Here is an 18,011-nt window from a genome sequence, read left to right as displayed (position 1 = left end):
GGGAACGGGCGTTTCAGCCCGATCCTTTCAGCCACGCGCCGATCTCGCTCACGGCGACATTGGCCTCTCGCAGCAATTTCCCCATCGTGAAAAAGCCGTGGAATTGGCCGGGATCATGCTTGGTAGCCATGGGCACGCCGGCCTCTTGGAAGGCCTGGTAGACGGCGGCGGCATCGGGATCGAGCACGACGGGCATGGGGGAGCGACCTTGCGGGTTTCCAGTTATGGTTGGAGTTCTTTTTGGTCGGAGCCGCCTCGGCCCCCAGGGAGGTGCTCGACTATCCCATCCGGGGGCCGATCTGGCCAGACCGGGCCGGGAAGGGCAGGGATGCCGCCCTTCCCCCGCCGTATTCGCCGTGTTAACCGGATGGCCTGCGAGCGGCGGTATCCCCTGTAGAATGTCCAGCAAGCCCGATTCGCTGTTGAAGCCGCGCGAGATGTTTCGAACATTTACCCTGACAGGTCTTGCGGCGCTTCTGGCCGCCACCGCACTGACGGCTGCAACGCCGGCGCAGGCACAGATCGGCACGATCTTCTCCGATCCGCCGCCGCTGCGGCCGCCCGGCAACATTCCGCGTGGCCAGCCCCAGCCGCAGCCGCAGATCCCCGACGACGACGAAGAGGTGCCGGAGCTGCCGCCGCAAGGCCGTGTGCTGCCGTCGCGTCCGATGGCACCGCCGCCGGGTCGGCAGGGCAATGTGATGCCGGGGCCGGTCGAGACCCAGCCTCTGGCGCCGCCGCCCGGGTCTAGTGCTGCTCCGCCAAACCAGCCGCCGCCCGTCGCGGTCGCTCCACCCAATCCGCAAGGCGCCCCGGGCGCGCCCGGTCAGCGCCAGCCACAGCAGAAGGGCGGGCCGGGCGGCGCTGTCCCGCAGACGCCGGCGAGCCTTCAGCCGGGCGACGAGGTCGTCACCGAGCCGCCGGCCCAGAAGATCGTGAACAAGAAGGCGACCTTCTCCGGTCTCGACAAGATCACCGGGCGCATCATCAATTTCGACGAGGAGATCGGCGAGACCGTGCAGTTCGGTGCGCTGCGCGTCAAAACCGACGCCTGCTACACGCGACCGGCGACCGAGGCCGCCAACACCGACGCCTTCGTCGAGGTCGACGAGATCACCTTGCAGGGTGAGGTGAAGCGCATCTTCTCGGGCTGGATGTACGCGGCAAGTCCGGGCCTGCACGGCGTCGAGCACCCGATCTACGATATCTGGCTCACCGACTGCAAAGAGCCGCAGCAGACGATTGCGACCGCGGCACCCGATCCCGGCACCAAGCTGGCAGCACCGCCGCCCCCCGCGCAGAAGAAAGCCGCGCCCAAGCAGGTGCAGCAGCGTCCGCCGCAGCCCTTGCCGCCGATCCAGCAGCAGCAGCCGGCACCACCGCCGCCACCTCCGCCGCCCGAGCAGCGGCCGGGTCTGTTCGGTATCCCCGGGTTTGGCCGCTAGGCCAAATCCCCTGAGTTCGGTCAGAAAGCCCTGATTATTGGCGCGCGGCGATGATCTCGAGGGCGCGTGCGCCCGGGATCGCTTCACCGGCGGAGAGCCTCAGGAAATCCCCGGGCTCGCCCGCGAGCGCCTTGTCGAGCAACGCGGTGTAGCGCCGCCGCGAAATCTCGGCCGCACCAAAACTCTTCAGGTGCTCGGTGACGTATTGGGTGTCGAGCAGCTCGAAGCCGCCATGGATGAGCCGCGCGACCAGATGCACCAGCGCGACCTTGGAGGCATCGCGCACGGTGTGGAACATGCTCTCGCCGAAAAAGGCCCGGCCCAGGCTGACGCCGTAAAGCCCGCCGACGAGGTCCTCGCCCTGCCAGGCCTCGACGCTGTGGCAATGGCCGAGCTCGTACAGCCCGCCATAGAGGTCGCGGATGCGCTTGTTGATCCAGGTGTCCTCGCGCCCGGCCTGCGGCGCGGCGCAGCCGGCGATGGTGGCCTTGAAGGCGGTATTGACGGTGACGCGGAATGAATCCGAACGCACGGTGCGCGCGAGCCGCGAAGCCACGCGAAATCCGTCGAGCGGGATGACCCCGCGCAACTCCGGCTCGACCCAGAACAGGGTCGGATCATCGGCGCTTTCGGCCATCGGAAAGATGCCGCAGGCATAGGCGCGCAGCAGCACGGCTGGCGTGATTTCAGACGGGGCAGAGTCGCGCGAAGTCATGGCTCGCCACAATAGCAGGATCGCAAGGCGGTTGCGATGGGCGGTGCGGATCAGTTCGCTGCGGCAGCAGCCGGCTTGCCGGCGGCAGCGGGGACACGGCGGAACGTCAAGACAACGCGGGTTCCGGAATGGGTGGGGTCGCGCTCGACCGAAGCGTCGAGCTTCGTGGCCATGGCTGCGACGATACGCTGGCCCATGCCGGTGGAGCGCGGATCGGCCTTGACGTTGTCGCCGACACCATCGTCGCTGATCGACAGCAGGAGATCGTCGCCCTGCGAGGTCAGCTCGACATGGATCGGGCCGGCGCCGTCAGGGTAGGCGTATTTCACCGCATTCATCACCAGCTCGTTGACGATGATGCCGACGGCGACAGCACGGTCCGGATCGATCTCGATCGGTTCGGCCTTCAGCGTCAGGCGCGACATCCGGTTGCCCTCGGCCGAGCGGCGCAAATCCTCGAGCAGCGAGTCCAGATACTGGTTCAGGACCACGCTCTTCAGGTCCTGCGAGGTGTAGAGGCGGCGGTGCACCTGCGCGACCGCGGCGACGCGGCCCATCGCATTGGTCAACGCAGCTTTGACCTCGTCCTGCGCGGCGGAGCTTGCCTGCAGGTGCAGCAGGGAGGCGATGATCTGGAGCGAGTTGCCGACGCGGTGGTTGACCTCGCGCAGCAGCAGCTCGCGTTCGGCTGCGAGAGCAGCGTAGCGGTCGCGCGAGGCATGGATCTCGGCTTCGGCTTCCTCGCGCGCCTTCTGCAATTCGGCCTGGCGCAGCGCGCCCTCGGCCGCGACGTGAAGCAGGGGGATGAAGTCGCCCTTGACGTCCTTGACGAGATAATCGGCCGCGCCCGCTTTCAGCGCCGTCACCGCAATGCTGGAATCCTGCGACGCCGTGACGAACACCACCGGCGGCGCGCCCGGGATCGCCATGATCTGCTCCAGGGTCTCCAGTCCATCGAGGCCGGGCATGTACTGGTCGAGCGCCACGACGTCGATGCCGCCGTCAATGCTGTCCTGCGCGCCCGCGCGGCGGATGAGCTCGAGGCCTTCCTCGCCGCTTGCGGCGTGAACGACCTTGTAGCCGCGTCGTGTCAGGCCGCGATCGACCAGGCGCGCAAGCGCCCCGTCGTCGTCGATGTAGAGCAGTGTGGGCATGCGCTGGTTCATGGGGCGGCGGGCGGGACCTGGATGACCGAGAAGAACAAGCCGAGCTGCCGGATGGCATTGGCGAAATTCTCGTAGTTCACGGGCTTGGTGATGTAGACATTGCAGCCGAGCTCGTAGCAGCGCTTGATTTCCTGGGAATCGTCGGTGGTAGTCAGCACCACCACGGGCGAGGCCTTCAGATATTTGTTCTCCTTGATCTGCTTGAGAATGTCGATCCCGGTCATGTCGGGAAGGTTGAGATCGAGCAGGATCAGGAGCGCATTACCTTTCTGCACGAGCCCGCTGCCGTCGGGGCCGAACAGGTGTTTCATCGCGTCCGTGCCGTTGGCAAAGGAGATGATCTCGTTGTTGACGCCGGATCTTCGGATGTTCCGCTCGATCAGCCGCGCGTGCCCTTCGTCGTCCTCGATCATGATGATGCTGACGGGTTGAGTCATTGATCCGCGTTCCGGTTGCTGGCGTTCCAGGTGATGGGCAGCGTGATGGTGAAGGTACTGCCCGTATTCAGTTCCGATGATACCGACATGGTGCCGCCGAGGCGACGCACAAGTGCACGCACATGCGCAAGACCGATGCCCTGACCGGGCTTGTCCTGGGTTCCGGCGCGGCGAAACAGGTCGAAGATCCGCTGGTGGTCCTTGGGGTCGATGCCGCGGCCGTTATCGCTGATCTCGAAGATAGCGTAGCCGAGCTTGGTGCGCCCGCGAATTCTGATCTCGCCGGGGACGCCGGGCTTGAGATATTTGATGGCGTTGTCGATCAGATTGGAGAAGATCTGCTCCAGCGCTAGGCGATCGCTGACGAGATTGGGCAGGGGTGCGACATGGATCTCCGCCTGCGCCTCGGCGGCCTGATGCGCCAGCGTCGATACGATCGCTTCGATCAGCTCGGCGGTGTCGATCTTTTCCGGCTGGAACTCGCGCCGGCCCTCGCGGGTGAGATTGAGGATCGCCGAGATCAGGCGGTCCATCTTGGCGATCGACGACTTGATGAAGCCCAGCGCTTCGGAAAAATCCGCTGAGAGCTGCTTGTCGGGGCCTTCGAGCGCGATCTCGCCGTCCGGCAGCGGCGGCCCGTCGGCCGGGACGTGGGTGAGGCCGCCGATACGGCGGAAAATGTCGCCGCCGAGCTCTTCGAGTTCGCTGGTGAAGCCCATGATGTTGACGAGTGGCGAGCGCAGATCGTGGCTGACGATATAGGCGAAGCGCTGGATCTCGTTATTGGCTTCGCGCAGATCGGCCGTGCGTTCGTCGACCACGGCCTCCAGATTGACGTTGGCGTCGCGCAGGCGCCCCTCGGCATCGTCACGGGCACCGGCCGAGCGCCGCACCAGCCAGATCGATATCAGCGCCAGCAGCACGACGAGGCCGGAGCCGATGCCGGTCATCGACGCGGCGAGGGTCTGGCTGCGATCCGAATTGACCGATCGGAGCCGGAACAGCCGTTCTTCTTCCTGGATCATCCCGGTCGCGACTTTGGCGATGGCGGCTGTCGCGTCCGTGGAGACAACCTCGCGGACCAGCGCTGCGGCCTTCTCCGGCTCGCCCCGCCGGATGAAGTCCATCTCCTGCACGAACTGCCCGAGCCGGGTCTCGATCGCCGCGCTCAGCTTCTCGATGTTCTCGCGTTGCGCCGGGTTGTCGCCGATCAGGCGCGTGAGCTTGTCGAGAGCCGGAATGATGGCTGCCACGGCCTTGTCATGGTCGACCTTGAAATCCTCTCCTTGGGTCAGAAGGTAGCCGCGGGCGGTGCTCTCAGCCCTCCGGATTTCCAGCAGGAGGGCGTTGATCTGGTTCTCCGCCTCGATGGTGTGAACCACCCATTTGCTGTCGTCCCTCGCCTTGTTGACAAGGTAGACGGAGCCGGAGCTGATCACGGTCAGCACCAGCAGTCCCGCTGCGAACAGCAGGATCTGCCAGAATGTGCGCCGTCGCTGCGCGTCAGCGGTCACGACGGTCTCGCTCGATCAGGATTGCCGGACTTCAAAACGCCCCCTCGGAACTGTCCCCATCGTCCCAAACGCGATTAGGGCCAAAGGGTTCCATGCCGAGGGACGGCTACTTCGGGGCGGGTTCCACCTTGCCGGCAAGATATTGTTCCAGCCAGTGGATGTGGTAGTCGCCGTTGATGATGTCGTCTTCGCGCACCAGAGCGCGGAACAGGGGCAGGGTGGTCTCGATGCCTTCGACCACCATCTCGTCCAGCGCCCGGCGCAGCCGCATCAGGCACTCGCCGCGGGTCTTGCCGTGCACGATCAGCTTGCCGACCAGCGAGTCGTAATAAGGCGGGATCGTGTAGCCCTGATAGACGGCGGAATCGATCCGCACACCGAGCCCGCCGGGCGGGTGATATTGCGTGATGCGGCCGGGCGAAGGACGAAAGGTCTGCGGATTCTCGGCGTTGATGCGGCACTCGATCGCGTGGCCGATGACCTGGACCTCTTCCTGCCTCGCCGGCAGGTCGCCGCCGGCGGCGATGCGGATCTGCTCCAGCACGAGGTCGATGTCGGTGATGCTCTCGGTGACGGGATGCTCGACCTGGATGCGCGTGTTCATCTCGATGAAGTAGAACTCGCCGTCCTCGAACAGGAATTCGATGGTGCCGACGCCGAGATATTTCATCTCGCGCATCGCCTTGGCGCAGGTCTCGCCGATCTTGGCGCGTGCAGCCGCAGTCAGCACAGGCGAGGGACCTTCCTCCCAGACCTTCTGGTGGCGTCGCTGCAGCGAGCAGTCGCGTTCACCGAGATGAATCGCGCCGCCGCGGCCGTCGCCGAGGATCTGGATCTCGATGTGACGCGGCTTCTGCAGATATTTCTCGAGGTAGACGGAGGCATCGCCGAAAGCGGATTTGGCCTCGTTGGCAGCCGTCGACAGCGCGACCTGAAGATCGGCCTCGCTCTCGGCCACCTTCATGCCGCGGCCGCCGCCGCCGGCGGCGGCCTTGACCAGCACGGGGAAGCCGATCTTCCTGGCGATCGCCATCGCGTCGTCGTTGGGGCCGACCCCTCCGTCGGAGCCGGGCACCACGGGGATGCCGAGCTTCTTGGCCGTCCTCTTGGCTTCGATCTTGTCGCCCATCAGGCGGATGTGCTCGGCCTTCGGGCCGATGAAATGCAGATTATGCTCGGCGAGGATCTCGGCGAAGCGCGCGTTCTCAGACAGGAAGCCGTAGCCGGGATGCACGGCATCGGCGCCGGTGATCTCGCAGGCCGCGAGCAGCGCGGGCACGTTGAGATAGCTGTCCTTGGACGCCGGTGGCCCGATGCAAACGCTCTCGTCCGACAGGCGCACATGCATGGCGTCGGCGTCGGCGGTGGAGTGCACGGCGACGGTCGCGATCCCGAGCTCCTTGCAGGCCCTGAGGATGCGAAGGGCGATCTCGCCGCGATTGGCTATGAGGATCTTGTCGAACATGGTGTCCTTATTGGACTGACGCGCGGAAAGCGGCGAGGGCGATGAGACCGCCCTCGAACGTCACTCAATGATCACGAGTGGCTCGCCGTATTCGACCGGCTGGCCGTCCTCGATCACGATCTGCGTCACCGTGCCGGCGCGCGGCGAGGGGATCTGGTTCATGGTCTTCATGGCTTCGATGATCAGCAGGGTCTGGCCGACCGAGACCTTGCTGCCGACCTCGATGAACGGCTTGGCGCCGGGCTCCGGCGACCAATAGGCGGTGCCGACCATCGGCGAGGTCACGGCGCCGGGATGCTTCGACAGGTCGGCAGCGGCAGGCACGGCGGCAGCTGCGGCCGCGGGGAGGGCAGCGGGGGCGGCCGCCATCTGCATCGGCATGGTCGCGGCGACGCTGATGTTGCGGGCGACGCGCAGGCGCAGGCCGGCACGCTCGATTTCGATTTCGGTGAGGCTGGTCTCATCGAGCAGCAAGGCGAGCTCGCGGACGAGGGCGGAATCCTCGCTGGAAAACTTTGCGGCTGCTTTGTCGTCTGGCTGGCGCGCCATGTTGTTTGATCCGAATGTTCTGTGTGATGGGAGAGCGTCAGGCTTTGGGCTTGATGCCGAGCTTGGCGGCAAGGCCCTGGATGGCGAGGCGGTAGCCCTCGATGCCGAAACCGCAGAGCGAGGCGAAGGCCGCGCGCGCGGTGTAGGAGTGATGTCGGAAATTCTCGCGGGCGTGGATGTTGGTGACGTGCACCTCGACCGTCGGGATCTGCACCGCCAGCAGCGCGTCGTGCAGCGCGATCGATGTGTGCGAATAGCCGCCGGCATTGATGATGATGCCCTTCATCTTGCGGGCATGTGCCTCGTGGATGAAGTCGATCAGCTCGCCCTCGCGGTTGGACTGCCGGCAGTCGGCCTTGAGGCCGAACATAGCCGCCGTCTCCCGGCACAGCGCCTCGACGTCGGCCAGCGACGCATGCCCGTACTTCTCGGGCTCGCGCGTCCCCAACATGTTGAGGTTCGGCCCGTTCAGGACAAGGATCGTGTCGGTTGCTGGTTCGGCCATTCCAATCCCGCAAGAGGCGCTTCGGCGTGGCGGGGGTTATAGGTAACAAAGCGCGTGAGGGGAAGCCTTGAAGGACCTCCGAGCCGGCTTCAGATGCCTCATCCGGGGTGCAAAAACCTGTGCGCAAGCTACGGAAATTGCTTGTTAACCAGTCCGAACCATGGCTGCCGCAGTGCCAGAGGGGCGGGGTCTCCCGAGAGACCGAAAGCCCCCGCCGATCTCTCGGCGGGGGCTCGTGCGGGACGGGTCGGTCAGCGGACCGGCTTACCCCTCGATGACGTACACGATCTCGCGCGTCTGCGGACGAACGATGACGTACTGGCCGTGCACGAAGATCACCTCGTAGCCGCGCCACTCCGGATAGATCTCGACGATCCGCGGCGGGAGCGGGTGGAAATGAACGCTGGCAGGGACCGTCGTGCCGACAGAGATGTTGAAGTTGACGTTGGTCGTTTCTTCGATCTTGGTCGACTTGATCGCGGATGTGATCTCGGTCCGCTTCTCGGGGGGCGGTGCAGAAGCGGTCGCGGAGGCCGTGCCGGTCGTGGTCTGAGACTTGGTATCGGCAGCCTTGTTGTCCGCACCCTTGGTCTGACTGTCTGCGCCCTTGGTCTGGGCGTTCATATTGCCGCTCTTGGTGTCAGTCTCCGTGCTCTTGGACTTGTCCGTCTGGGACTTGTCCATCGTGCTCTTTGACTTGTCCTGTGCTGCCTTGTCCTGCGCTGACTTGTCATGCATGGACTTGTCCTGCGCGGACTTATCCTGCGCGCCTTGGGCGTGCTCACCCTTCGCCGCGCCGGCCTTCTCGTCGGCCGCGTTCTTGTTCATCGGGCCGGACTTATCCATCCCGCCCGACGATTTCTCCTCGGCTGCACCGCCGGACTTCATGGCGCCGCCAGTCTGGCCGACGGTGCCCTTCTCCTGAGCGGATTCACGGCCCATCGAGCCGCCGCGCTCGGCGGCGCCGGAGGGCTGCGAATGCTGGGTCGGCTGCGCGCCAGCACCGCCACCGCTGTCGCGGTTCATGGTGCCCTGCGCGTTCGCCAGACCGGTGCCGGCGACGAGCGCGAGCGCGGCGACCGAGATCATAAAGCGGTTAGACATTGAATTCTCCTCACGTGTTTCTCTGCGTCATTGCCCGCGCCGACAACGAAAGGAGGTATCAGGAGTTCCGGAACATTGGCGGTTCCGCGGCATTTGTTTGTTGAATGCCAGATGAACGCGCGCGCCAGATTTCGGCGCAATGAAAAGGCCGGCGTTTCAGCCGGCCTTTTGCATGCGTGAGTTGTAGAGCAGATCGCTGATCAGCAAGTCGCCTTGTTAGCAGGTCGCTTTGCCGCAGCGGGCCACAGCGATCTTTTCCTTCAGGCTATCGACACCGACGGCGCCGACGACGATCTGCTTGCCGATCACGTAGCTCGGCGTGCCGTTCATGCCCATCGCTTCGGCGAGCTTGAAGTTCTCCTCGATGGTGCTGCGCACCTCGGCGCTGCCGATGTCCTTCTCGATCTTCGCGGTGTCGAGACCGGCTTCCTTGGCCGCCTGAAGCGCGCGCGCCTTGTCGGCCGCGCCACGGCCGCCGAGCAGCTTCTGATGGAAATCGAGATATTTCTTGCCGGAGGGATCCTGCATGCGCACCGCGACGGCGACCTGGGCTGCTTCCACCGAACCCTGGCTCAGCACCGGAAACTCCTTCAGCACCACCTTCAGCTTCGGATCAGCCTTCATGAGGGTGAGCATGTCGTCCATCGCGCGCTTGCAGTAGCCGCAATTGTAATCGAAGAACTCGACGAAGGTGACGTCGCCGTCCTTGTTGCCGAGCACGACCTGGCGCGGCGAGTTGAAGATCGCATCGGAATTCTGCGCGACGCTGGCCTCGTGCTTCTGCGTCTCGGCCGCGGCCTGGCGCTTGGTGAGCTCGGTCATCGCTTCCTCGAGCACCTCAGGATGGGTGACGAGATAGTTCTTGATGATCACCTCGATGTCCGTGCGCTGGGCATCGGAGAAGCTGTCGGCCGACGCGGGCGCGGCTGCGCCGAACATGGCGAGCGCAAACAGCGCGGGAGCAAGCAGGCGCAGCGAAGGCATAGGCAAATCCTCTTATCCAAAGCAGGTTTCGGAAAACGTCCCGGCGGACTTAAGCTCAGTGTCGTGACGTCGTTTCGTAAGGCGTCGACTTGTAAGGTCGTCTTGGTCTTGTCAGTTGCGCGGCGGTTTCGACGCCACGATGTCGTCGGCCTTGACCCATCCGGGCGTGCCGACGGCGAAACGGGTTTTCGCGCGCGTCGCAAGCTCGCGGGCGGTCTTGTTGTCGCCGCGCAGATAAGCGGCCTGCGCCGACGCCAGATCGGCCTCGGCATAGTCGCCCTTCCGGCCATAGGCCATCGCGAGCTGCATGTAGCCGAGAATGGCCTCCGGTTCCCGTGCGACCGCGGCCCGGAGAATCCGAACGGCGTCATCGGTGTAGGCCTTATTATCGGACCCAACCAGAGCCTGCCCAAGTAACATCTCGATGAGGGGCGCGTTGTTCGAAAGTGCGACAGCCTTGCGCAGGGCAGGGATCGCCTCGGCCGGCTTGCCGCCCTCCAGCAGGGCCTGGCCGCGCACCTCGTAAAAATACGCATTGTTGGGCTGGACCTGGATCAGCGCGTCGATCTGGGTGAGCGCGCTGCGCAAATCCCCGTGCAGATAGGTGCTGATGGCGCGGGCGTAGCGCGCCGGCATGCTGTCATTGGTCAGGGGATAGCGGCGATACACCGTCTCCGGCCGCTCCATGAAGGCGGAGATCTTGGCGCGCACCATGTCGTGGCGGAGCTGGAGCGCGGGATCGTCCTTCTTGTCCCAATAAGGGCTGGAGCTGGCGAACTCTTGCAGGGACGCGACGCGCTCGGCGGGCATCGGATGCGACTGGAGATAGGGATCGGCGCCGCGCGCGGCGAACAGGCTCTCGCTGGTGAAGCGCTTGAAGGTCTCGTACATGCCCTTCGGCGACTGCTGGGTCGCAGTCAGGAATTTCACGCCGGCGCGATCAGCGTTCTCCTCCTGCTGGCGCTGGTAGGACAGCAGCGTCCGGCGGATCATCTCCTGGGGGCCGGCGAGGGCGGCGGCTCCTGCATTGGCAAGGCCATTGTTGCCGGCGCTGCCACTGCCGCGGGTGCTGCCTACGGCCATCGCGCCGGCGCCGAGCAGCATGGCGATGATCATCTGGGTCTGCGCATTGGCGAGTTGCTCGCGCAGCTTGGACAGATGGCCGCCGGCCAGATGCCCGGTTTCGTGCGCGAGCACGCCGATGATCTGGTTCGGCGTCTCCGACTGGAGGATCGCACCGTAATTGACGAAGATGCGGCGGCCGTCGGCGACGAACGCGTTGAACGAGCCCTCGTTGACGATCACCATCTGGATGTTCTGCTTTTCCAGACCGGCGGCGCGCAGGATCGGGCGCGTGTATTCGCGCAGCAGCTGCTCGGTCTCGGTGTCACGCAGGACCGGTGGCCCCTTGGCCTGCGCATGCGCGGCCGAGAACGGCGTCAGCGCGATCGCAGCCGCCGCGACGAGGGAGGTGAGGGCGGTGGCCTTCTTGCGCAATGCGATCTGGAACAACATCAAGCGGTCTGGGTCAAACGGTCTTGTCAGCAAGCTTGTCAGGCATTCCTGGTCAAGCCGTTCAGTGATTGGTTTTGGCGATTGGCGGCGGACCGGATACGCGATATGCCCCTTTGAGCCGTACCCCTTATGAGCCGTACAATGCGGCCAGTCTGGGGCGCAAGCACCCCGTTTTTCCCGGGTCGGACGGATCGGCCCCGCCAGCGAATAGCAGAAATCGATGCACGATGCGACATTGAGGAACCGATTGGGAGAGTGGCTCGCGCCCTCCCGCCGCAGCGATGTTCCCCCGTTCATGGTGATGGACGTGATGGCCGCGGCGGCCCGAATCGAGGCAGCTGGAGGCCATGTGATCCACATGGAGGTTGGCCAGCCCGCCGCCGGCGCTCCTAAGACCGCGATTGCAGCCGCCCATGCGGCGCTCGAGGCGGGGCGGATCGATTATACCTCAGCGCTCGGCATCCCCTCCTTGCGCGCGCGCATCGCGCGGCATTATCGCGATGCCTATGGCTGTGACGTCAGCCCCGAGCGGATCGTGGTGACCACCGGCTCTTCCGGCGGGTTCATTCTGGCATTCCTCGCGATGTTCGAGCCGGGCGACCGCGTTGCCGTAACGGTGCCGGGTTATCCGCCGTACCGTCATATCCTCACCGCGCTCGGCTGCGAGCCGGTGCTGATCGAGACCACGAACGAGACCCGCCATGCGCTGACCGGCGAGGCGCTGCTGGCCGCCCATCGCAAGGCTCCGCTGAAGGGCGTGCTGGTCGGCAGCCCCGCCAATCCGACCGGGACGATGATGTCCCGCGAGGCGCTCGCCGGCCTGATCGCTGCGGCGGAAGACGCGGGCATCCGTTTCATTTCGGACGAGATCTATCACGGGCTCGACTACGCGTTTCCCGCGGTGACGGCGGCGGCGCTGTCGGACCACGCGCTCGTGATCAACTCGTTCTCGAAGTATTTTTGCATGACGGGCTGGCGCGTCGGCTGGATGGTCGTGCCCGAGATTCTGGTGCGGCCGATCGAGCGGCTGCAGCAGAACCTGTCGATCTCGGTGCCGTCGCTGTCGCAGATCGCGGCCGAAGCGGCCTTCGACGGCGCGGCCGAGATGGAGGAGATCAAGCACGGCTATCAGGAAAACCGGCGCATCCTGATCGAGGGATTGCCCAAGGCCGGCCTGACCAGGTTTCTGCCGGCCGACGGCGCATTCTATCTCTATGCGGACGTCTCGGACTTCACCTCCGACAGTTTCGAGTTCGCCAAGCAGATGCTCGAACAGGCCCATGTCGCGGTCACGCCGGGGCTCGACTTCGATCCGATCCATGGTCGTTCATTCATAAGGCTCTCTTATGCGCGTTCGGCTGCGGAGATGCGGGACGCAGTTGACCGGATCGCTCACTGGCTTAAATAGCCGCCAGTTTTCGACAGCCTTCTGGAGTGCAACTTGTCTGACCGTTCCGTCCCGTCTCCCGTCACGCATTCTCCTCTCGCCGCATTGATGTGGCCAATCCGGCCCGGTGAAACGGTCGGCGCCTTGCGCGCCGTCGTGCTGATTGCGCTCGGCACCGCCTTGATGGCGCTGTCAGCCAAGGTGAACCTGCCGCTCCCTTACGTGCCCATGACATTGCAGACGCTGGTCGTGTTGATGATCGGCGCCGCCTATGGCTGGCGGCTTGGCAGCGCAACCATGATCGCCTACCTCGCCGAGGGCGCAATGGGCCTGCCGGTGTTCGCCGGTCCGGTCGGTGGAATCGCACCGCTGGTGGGCCCGACCGCGGGCTATCTGTTCGGCTTCATTGGCGCCGCCTTCGTCACCGGCTGGCTCGCCGAGCGCGGCTGGGATCGCAGCGCAATGCTGCTGTTTGCGGCCATGGCGGCCGGCCACATCCTCATTCTGGCCGCGGGGTTTGGCTGGCTGGCCTTCGGCCTTGGCCTGGGCGCCGCAAAGGCGTGGCAGGTCGGCCTGATGCCGTTCGTTGCGGCCTCGCTGGTCAAGAACGCGCTGGGCGCAACGTTGATGCCGGCGATACGCCGGGTCGTCGATCCCAGGTAAAGCGCGCAATAACGAGCAGTTCCGATTGACAGGGCCGGCCAAGTTGATCTTGGCTGGCCTGGCGTTTTGAGGGGGAGTGAAACAATGACGACGACAACGATGGTGGGGGCGCCGGTCGCGCCGCCCGCCGCAAAGCCGTGGTACAAAGTCCTTTATATCCAGGTGCTGATCGCGATCGTGCTCGGCGCCATCGTCGGCTGGCTCTGGCCGTCAGTCGCCACCAATGAGTGGATCAAGGCACTCGGCGACGGCTTCATCAAGCTGATCAAGATGGTGATCGCGCCGATCATCTTCTGCACCGTTGTCTCGGGCATCGCCCACATCCAGGACGCCAAGAAGGTCGGCCGCATCGGCGTCAAGGCGCTGGTCTATTTCGAGATCGTCTCGACCTTCGCACTGGTGATCGGCCTCATCATCGGCAATCTGGTGAAGCCGGGTGCGGGCTTCGGCGGCGCCGCCGCCAACGCGCAGGCCGTCGCCAACTACGCCAAGCAGGCCGAAGGCCAGAAGTCGGTCGACTTCGTGCTGCACATTATTCCGGACACCGTCGTCGGCGCCTTCGCGCAGGGCGAGATCCTGCAGGTGCTGCTGTTCTCGGTGCTGTTCGGCTTCGCCATCATGGGGCTCGGCGAACGCGGCCACACCATCCGCAGCTTCATCGACGACGCCGCGCATGCGGTGTTCGGCGTCATCTCCATCGTGATGCGCGCGGCCCCGATCGGCGCCTTCGGCGCGATGGCCTACACCATCGGCAAGTTCGGCACCGGGGCGATCCTCAACCTGGTCGGCCTGATCGCGACGTTCTACGTGACCGCGGCGCTGTTCGTGTTCGTCGTGCTCGGAACCATCGCGCGCTTCGCCGGCTTCTCCATCTTCAAGTTCCTTGCCTACATCAAGGACGAGCTGCTGATCGTGCTCGGCACCTCGTCCTCGGAAAGCGCGTTGCCATCCTTGATGGAAAAGCTCGAGCGCCTCGGCTGCTCGAAGTCGGTGGTCGGCCTCGTGGTGCCCACGGGCTATTCGTTCAATCTCGACGGCACCAACATCTACATGACGCTGGCGACGCTGTTCATCGCGCAGGCGCTGGGCTTCGATCTCACCTTCGGCCAGCAGCTCACCATCCTGGTGGTGGCGATGCTGACCTCGAAGGGCGCCTCCGGTATCACGGGCGCGGGCTTCATCACGCTGGCGGCGACGCTCGCCGTGGTCGATCCGCGCCTCGTGCCGGGCATGGCGATCGTGCTCGGCATCGACAAGTTCATGAGCGAGTGTCGCGCGCTGACCAATCTGTGCGGCAACGGCGTTGCCTGCGTGGTCGTCGCCTGGTGGGAGGGCGAGCTCGATCGCGACAAGCTCAACGCCAACCTCGCCAGGCAGATCGATCCGACCGACATGGAAACGGCGGTCACGACGGACTGATCTGCATTTGGCGGTGCCGAGCGCCGTCAGATATTGAAGTAATGGGGCTGGTCGAGATCCTCGATCAGCCCTTTTTCTTTGGGCGACCAGCCGAGAGCAGCACGCGTCTTCGCGCTCGAGGTCGGAACGTCGGCGCCCGCGAACTGTGCGAACCAGCCGAAATGCGCGGCCGCTTCCTCGGGCGATTGGGACACCACGGGCACGCCGAGCCGCCGGCCGATCACTTCCGCAATCGCCTTGAACGGCACGCCTTCCTCGGCGATCGCGTGATAGTGCTTCGCGGTTGCGCCTTGCTCCAGCGCCAGCCGGTAGACGCGCGCGGCATCGAAGCGGTGCGCGGCGGGCCAGCGGTTGCTGCCATCGCCGACATAGGCCGATACGCCTTTCTGGCGCGCGAGGTTGATCAGGATCGGGACGAAGCCGTGGTCGCCCTCGCCATGCGTGGAGGGCGGAAGACGCACCACGGCGGCGCGGACGCCGGCCAGCGACAGCGCGGTCGCTTCCGACACGCGTGGAAAGCGGTGCGATGATTCATCGTCCTCGGCGGCGAGGCGGCCGGGCGCAAGCAGTGCGACGCCGGAGGTGACGATGAGGGGGCGACCGGAGCCCTTGAGCTCCTCGCCGATCGCCAGGATCGCGCGGCGGTCGAGCTCGCAATTGTCCAGAAACTTCGAGAAGTCGTGGTTGAAGCCGAGGTGCAGGACGCCGTCGGAGGCGGCCGCGCCGCTGCGCAGGGACGCGTGATCCTCCAGCGACCCGCGGTGGACATCGGCGCCCATCGCGGCGAGCGCCGCGGCTCCCGCGTCGGAGCGGGCGAGGCCCGTGACCCGGTGGCCGGCAGCGATCAGGTCGCGGACGACGGCGGAGCCGACGAAGCCGGTGGCGCCAGTGACGAAAACACGCATGAGTATCTCCAGAGTTGGTGGAGACGACCATCTGCGCTAGGATTATCCGGGTAAAGTAGTGACATTATCAGGGTATGATAGCTAACAGGATGAGCGAGAGCGCGACAGCCGAGAACCTCTTGGGGACCTACCTTAGGGATCGCCGCACCCGGCTCGACGCCGCTGCGTTCGGCTTCGCCGGTAGCCGCAGGCGTACGCCGGGACTCCGTCGCGAGGAGGTGGCGCAGCGCGCCAATATCAGCCCGACCTGGTACACCTGGCTCGAGCAGGGCCGCGGCGGCGCGCCGTCGCCCGATGTGCTCGACCGCATCGCGCGAGCGCTGATGCTGACCGATGTCGAGCGCGAGCACCTGTTCCTGATCGGCCTCGGCCGCCCGCCCGAGGTGCGCTACCAGGCGAGCGAAGGCGTCTCGCCGCGGCTGCAGCGCGTGCTTGATGCTCTGGAGACCAGCCCGGCGATTATCAGGACTGCAATTTGGGACGTCGTTGCCTGGAATCGCGCGGCCACCATCGTCCTGACTGATTACGCCAAGCTCCCGCCGGAGCGGCGCAACATCTTGCGGTTGATCTTCTGCGAGCCGCGGGTGCGCGCCGCGCAACATGACTGGGACAGTGTGGCCCGCTTCGTGGTCGCCGCCTTCAGGGCGGATGCAGCGCGGGCCGGGGCCGTCTCGCATGTCGCCGACTTCGTCGACGAGCTCTGCCGCCTCAGCCCCGAATTCGCATCGCTATGGCGCGACAACGACGTCCGCGCCCATGGCGAAGGCGTCAAGCATCTACGCCACCCCGTGCTCGGTCCGATCGCATTCGAATATTCGGCCTTTGCCGTCGATGGTAGGCCCGATCTCGGTATGGTCGTCTACAATCCGGCGACGCCTGATGATGCCGAACGCATCAGAAAACTGCTCGCCGAGCGCGCCGACTGACGGAATTTGCGTACTCGCGCGTTCAACCTGCATCTGGCGACGCGCGCGGTGCTTGCCGTCAACACTGGGAATTAGAACCGCTCCGGCCGGTACGGCGCCGGATCGATCGTAGGCGTTTCGCCGCTCATCATCTCGGCGAGCAGGCGCCCGGTCGCGGGCCCGAGCGTAAAGCCCTGGTGGCCGTGGCCAAAGTTCATCCAGAGGCCGGGATGGCGTGGGGCAGGGCCGAGCACCGGCAGCATGTCGGGCGTGCAGGGCCGGGTGCCGAACCACGGATCGGGCTCGACCCGCTTGCCGAGATCGATCAGCTCGCGCGCGGACGCTTCCGCGCTGGCGAGCTGCACGGGCGTTGCGAGCGCGTCCAGGCCGGTCAGCTCCGCGCCGGTGGTGATGCGGATGCCTTTGGCCATCGGACCCATGGCGTAGCCGCCGGCTTTGTCGACCAGCGGCAGATCGAGCGAGGCGCCACCGCTGTAATGCATGTGGTAGCCGCGCTTGCGCACCAGCGGGATGCGATAGCCGAATTTGAGCAGGAGATCGGGCGACCACGGCCCGAGCGTCACCACCGCGTGGGCGGCGTCGATGTGTCCAACGTCGGTGTCGACCGACCAGCCGGTCGCGGTTTGCCGCAGGCTCTGGGCATCGCCAAGCACGATGGCGCCGCCGAGGCGCTCAAACAGATCGGCATAGGCCGTGACCAGCGCGCCGGGATCGGACACGGTCCAGGTGTCGAGCCAATGGATCGCGCCGGGCAGGTCGTCGCGCAGGACAGGTTCGGCCTTGGCGAGCTCGGCGCCCGAGAGCGCACGAAACCTCACGCCGAATTCGCGCTGGTCCTCTTCCGCCGCCTTGACGGCGAGATCGAACGAAGCTGCGTCGCGATGCAGGTGCCGGTATCCCGCGCGGCGGATCAGATTGTCGGCGTGGGCTTCGCGAATGAGGATGTCGTGCTCCGCCGTCGCATAGGCGATCAGCCGCGCCCAGGCGTCGATTGCCTCGCGATGCCGCTTCGGCGCCGAATGCCACCAATAGCGCAGCAGGGGCTCGATATGGAGATGAAGCGACGACAGGCTGTAACGCACGTCGTTGGTGCGGCCGGTCGCGATCTTCAGGAGCGTGGCGAGGTCGCGTGGCATCGGATAGGGGCGCACCGCTTCCGCCTGGATCATCCCGGCATTGCCGTAGCTGGTCTCGCGGCCCGGCTCCCTGCGGTCGATCAGCGTGACGGTCCAGCCGCGCTGCTGGAGGTGCAGCGCCGCGCTGACGCCGATCATGCCGCCGCCGAGGACGATCACGCTTTGCATCGGAAGGA

Annotated in this window: 17 protein-coding genes and 1 pseudogene; 5 read left to right on the top strand and 13 right to left on the bottom strand. The window is 65.5% G+C overall.

Annotated elements, in window-relative coordinates; translation table 11 throughout:
- Window positions 1-13 precede the first annotated feature (13 nt).
- Window positions 14-145: pseudogene (locus tag AC0L20_RS00550) on the bottom strand (alpha/beta hydrolase); the annotation flags it as partial.
- A 253-nt stretch (window positions 146-398) separates the two neighbouring features.
- On the opposite strand from AC0L20_RS00550, the gene AC0L20_RS00545 reads away from it, so the two are divergent.
- Window positions 399-1,445 (top strand): DUF2155 domain-containing protein, encoded by a 1,047-nt coding sequence (locus AC0L20_RS00545; protein ID WP_473286978.1) that lies wholly within the window; start codon window positions 399-401, stop codon window positions 1,443-1,445.
- A 34-nt stretch (window positions 1,446-1,479) separates the two neighbouring features.
- On the opposite strand, the gene aat is transcribed toward AC0L20_RS00545, so the two are convergent.
- From aat to AC0L20_RS00495, 10 genes are all read right to left on the bottom strand, one after another.
- Window positions 1,480-2,160 (bottom strand): leucyl/phenylalanyl-tRNA--protein transferase, encoded by a 681-nt coding sequence (gene aat, locus AC0L20_RS00540; protein WP_473250023.1) that lies wholly within the window; start codon window positions 2,158-2,160, stop codon window positions 1,480-1,482.
- A gap of 50 nt (window positions 2,161-2,210) precedes the next feature.
- Complete coding sequence (locus AC0L20_RS00535; RefSeq protein ID WP_473286976.1) at window positions 2,211-3,326, bottom strand: sensor histidine kinase; 1,116 nt, start codon at window positions 3,324-3,326, stop codon at window positions 2,211-2,213.
- Complete coding sequence (locus tag AC0L20_RS00530; protein ID WP_007609730.1) at window positions 3,323-3,763, bottom strand: response regulator; 441 nt, start codon at window positions 3,761-3,763, stop codon at window positions 3,323-3,325. Before AC0L20_RS00530 ends, AC0L20_RS00535 begins: the two co-directional genes overlap by 4 nt.
- Complete coding sequence (locus tag AC0L20_RS00525) at window positions 3,760-5,277, bottom strand: sensor histidine kinase (RefSeq protein WP_473286974.1); 1,518 nt, start codon at window positions 5,275-5,277, stop codon at window positions 3,760-3,762. The genes AC0L20_RS00530 and AC0L20_RS00525 overlap by 4 nt, the downstream gene beginning before the upstream one ends.
- A 106-nt stretch (window positions 5,278-5,383) precedes the next feature.
- On the bottom strand, window positions 5,384-6,742 hold the full coding sequence (accC, locus tag AC0L20_RS00520) for an acetyl-CoA carboxylase biotin carboxylase subunit (protein ID WP_473286971.1): 1,359 nt from the start codon (window positions 6,740-6,742) through the stop codon (window positions 5,384-5,386).
- A gap of 60 nt (window positions 6,743-6,802) precedes the next feature.
- On the bottom strand, window positions 6,803-7,291 hold the full coding sequence (gene accB / locus AC0L20_RS00515; RefSeq protein WP_473286969.1) for an acetyl-CoA carboxylase biotin carboxyl carrier protein: 489 nt from the start codon (window positions 7,289-7,291) through the stop codon (window positions 6,803-6,805).
- A gap of 37 nt (window positions 7,292-7,328) precedes the next feature.
- The gene (aroQ, locus tag AC0L20_RS00510) at window positions 7,329-7,796 is read right to left on the bottom strand and encodes a type II 3-dehydroquinate dehydratase (RefSeq protein ID WP_456764528.1); all 468 of its coding nucleotides are present in this window, start codon (window positions 7,794-7,796) and stop codon (window positions 7,329-7,331) included.
- Between the two features lie 264 nt (window positions 7,797-8,060).
- Window positions 8,061-8,900, bottom strand: a complete 840-nt coding sequence (locus AC0L20_RS00505) for a DUF1236 domain-containing protein (RefSeq protein WP_473286967.1) — start codon at window positions 8,898-8,900, stop codon at window positions 8,061-8,063.
- A 216-nt stretch (window positions 8,901-9,116) separates the two neighbouring features.
- Window positions 9,117-9,884, bottom strand: a complete 768-nt coding sequence (locus AC0L20_RS00500; RefSeq protein WP_473286965.1) for a DsbA family protein — start codon at window positions 9,882-9,884, stop codon at window positions 9,117-9,119.
- Window positions 9,885-9,995: 111 nt separating this feature from the next.
- Complete coding sequence (locus AC0L20_RS00495) at window positions 9,996-11,399, bottom strand: M48 family metalloprotease (RefSeq protein WP_027569830.1); 1,404 nt, start codon at window positions 11,397-11,399, stop codon at window positions 9,996-9,998.
- Between the two features lie 220 nt (window positions 11,400-11,619).
- On the opposite strand from AC0L20_RS00495, the gene AC0L20_RS00490 reads away from it, so the two are divergent.
- The 3 genes from AC0L20_RS00490 to AC0L20_RS00480 all read left to right on the top strand — a co-directional run bounded on the left by AC0L20_RS00490 (window position 11,620) and on the right by AC0L20_RS00480 (window position 14,868).
- Window positions 11,620-12,807 (top strand): pyridoxal phosphate-dependent aminotransferase, encoded by a 1,188-nt coding sequence (locus AC0L20_RS00490; protein WP_473286963.1) that lies wholly within the window; start codon window positions 11,620-11,622, stop codon window positions 12,805-12,807.
- 87 nt (window positions 12,808-12,894) lie between these two features.
- The gene (locus AC0L20_RS00485) at window positions 12,895-13,449 is read left to right on the top strand and encodes a biotin transporter BioY (RefSeq protein WP_473287453.1); all 555 of its coding nucleotides are present in this window, start codon (window positions 12,895-12,897) and stop codon (window positions 13,447-13,449) included.
- 84 nt (window positions 13,450-13,533) lie between these two features.
- Window positions 13,534-14,868, top strand: a complete 1,335-nt coding sequence (locus tag AC0L20_RS00480; protein WP_027569833.1) for a dicarboxylate/amino acid:cation symporter — start codon at window positions 13,534-13,536, stop codon at window positions 14,866-14,868.
- Between the two features lie 26 nt (window positions 14,869-14,894).
- Here the strand turns inward: AC0L20_RS00480 and AC0L20_RS00475 are convergent, their stop codons facing one another.
- Window positions 14,895-15,773 carry an SDR family oxidoreductase gene (locus AC0L20_RS00475; RefSeq protein ID WP_473286961.1) on the bottom strand — a complete coding sequence of 293 codons (879 nt, stop codon included), beginning with the start codon at window positions 15,771-15,773 and terminating at the stop codon, window positions 14,895-14,897.
- A gap of 89 nt (window positions 15,774-15,862) precedes the next feature.
- Here AC0L20_RS00475 and AC0L20_RS00470 point away from each other — a divergent pair, with 89 nt between their 5' ends.
- The gene (locus AC0L20_RS00470) at window positions 15,863-16,699 is read left to right on the top strand and encodes a helix-turn-helix transcriptional regulator (protein ID WP_473286959.1); all 837 of its coding nucleotides are present in this window, start codon (window positions 15,863-15,865) and stop codon (window positions 16,697-16,699) included.
- 71 nt (window positions 16,700-16,770) lie between these two features.
- Here the strand turns inward: AC0L20_RS00470 and AC0L20_RS00465 are convergent, their stop codons facing one another.
- Window positions 16,771-18,003 carry an NAD(P)/FAD-dependent oxidoreductase gene (locus AC0L20_RS00465; RefSeq protein ID WP_473286957.1) on the bottom strand — a complete coding sequence of 411 codons (1,233 nt, stop codon included), beginning with the start codon at window positions 18,001-18,003 and terminating at the stop codon, window positions 16,771-16,773.
- Window positions 18,004-18,011 lie beyond the last annotated feature (8 nt).

The sequence above is a fragment of the Bradyrhizobium sp. Kon58 genome, from assembly GCF_055807455.1.
The sequence above is the reverse complement of the archived record's forward strand: the minus strand, read 5'-3'. Positions and strand labels throughout refer to the sequence as shown.

Bases quoted from the DNA above. Each gene is read 5' to 3' on its own strand.
- AC0L20_RS00545 (WP_473286978.1), top strand. From the start codon at position 399: ATGTCCAGCAAGCCCGATTCGCTGTTGAAGCCGCGCGAGATGTTTCGA.
- aat (WP_473250023.1), bottom strand. From the start codon at position 2,160: ATGACTTCGCGCGACTCTGCCCCGTCTGAAATCACGCCAGCCGTGCTG.
- AC0L20_RS00535 (WP_473286976.1), bottom strand. From the start codon at position 3,326: ATGAACCAGCGCATGCCCACACTGCTCTACATCGACGACGACGGGGCG.
- AC0L20_RS00530 (WP_007609730.1), bottom strand. From the start codon at position 3,763: ATGACTCAACCCGTCAGCATCATCATGATCGAGGACGACGAAGGGCAC.
- accC (WP_473286971.1), bottom strand. From the start codon at position 6,742: ATGTTCGACAAGATCCTCATAGCCAATCGCGGCGAGATCGCCCTTCGC.
- accB (WP_473286969.1), bottom strand. From the start codon at position 7,291: ATGGCGCGCCAGCCAGACGACAAAGCAGCCGCAAAGTTTTCCAGCGAG.
- aroQ (WP_456764528.1), bottom strand. From the start codon at position 7,796: ATGGCCGAACCAGCAACCGACACGATCCTTGTCCTGAACGGGCCGAAC.
- AC0L20_RS00505 (WP_473286967.1), bottom strand. From the start codon at position 8,900: ATGTCTAACCGCTTTATGATCTCGGTCGCCGCGCTCGCGCTCGTCGCC.
- AC0L20_RS00500 (WP_473286965.1), bottom strand. From the start codon at position 9,884: ATGCCTTCGCTGCGCCTGCTTGCTCCCGCGCTGTTTGCGCTCGCCATG.
- AC0L20_RS00495 (WP_027569830.1), bottom strand. From the start codon at position 11,399: ATGTTGTTCCAGATCGCATTGCGCAAGAAGGCCACCGCCCTCACCTCC.
- AC0L20_RS00490 (WP_473286963.1), top strand. From the start codon at position 11,620: ATGCACGATGCGACATTGAGGAACCGATTGGGAGAGTGGCTCGCGCCC.
- AC0L20_RS00485 (WP_473287453.1), top strand. From the start codon at position 12,895: ATGTGGCCAATCCGGCCCGGTGAAACGGTCGGCGCCTTGCGCGCCGTC.
- AC0L20_RS00480 (WP_027569833.1), top strand. From the start codon at position 13,534: ATGACGACGACAACGATGGTGGGGGCGCCGGTCGCGCCGCCCGCCGCA.
- AC0L20_RS00475 (WP_473286961.1), bottom strand. From the start codon at position 15,773: ATGCGTGTTTTCGTCACTGGCGCCACCGGCTTCGTCGGCTCCGCCGTC.
- AC0L20_RS00470 (WP_473286959.1), top strand. From the start codon at position 15,863: ATGAGCGAGAGCGCGACAGCCGAGAACCTCTTGGGGACCTACCTTAGG.
- AC0L20_RS00465 (WP_473286957.1), bottom strand. From the start codon at position 18,003: ATGCAAAGCGTGATCGTCCTCGGCGGCGGCATGATCGGCGTCAGCGCG.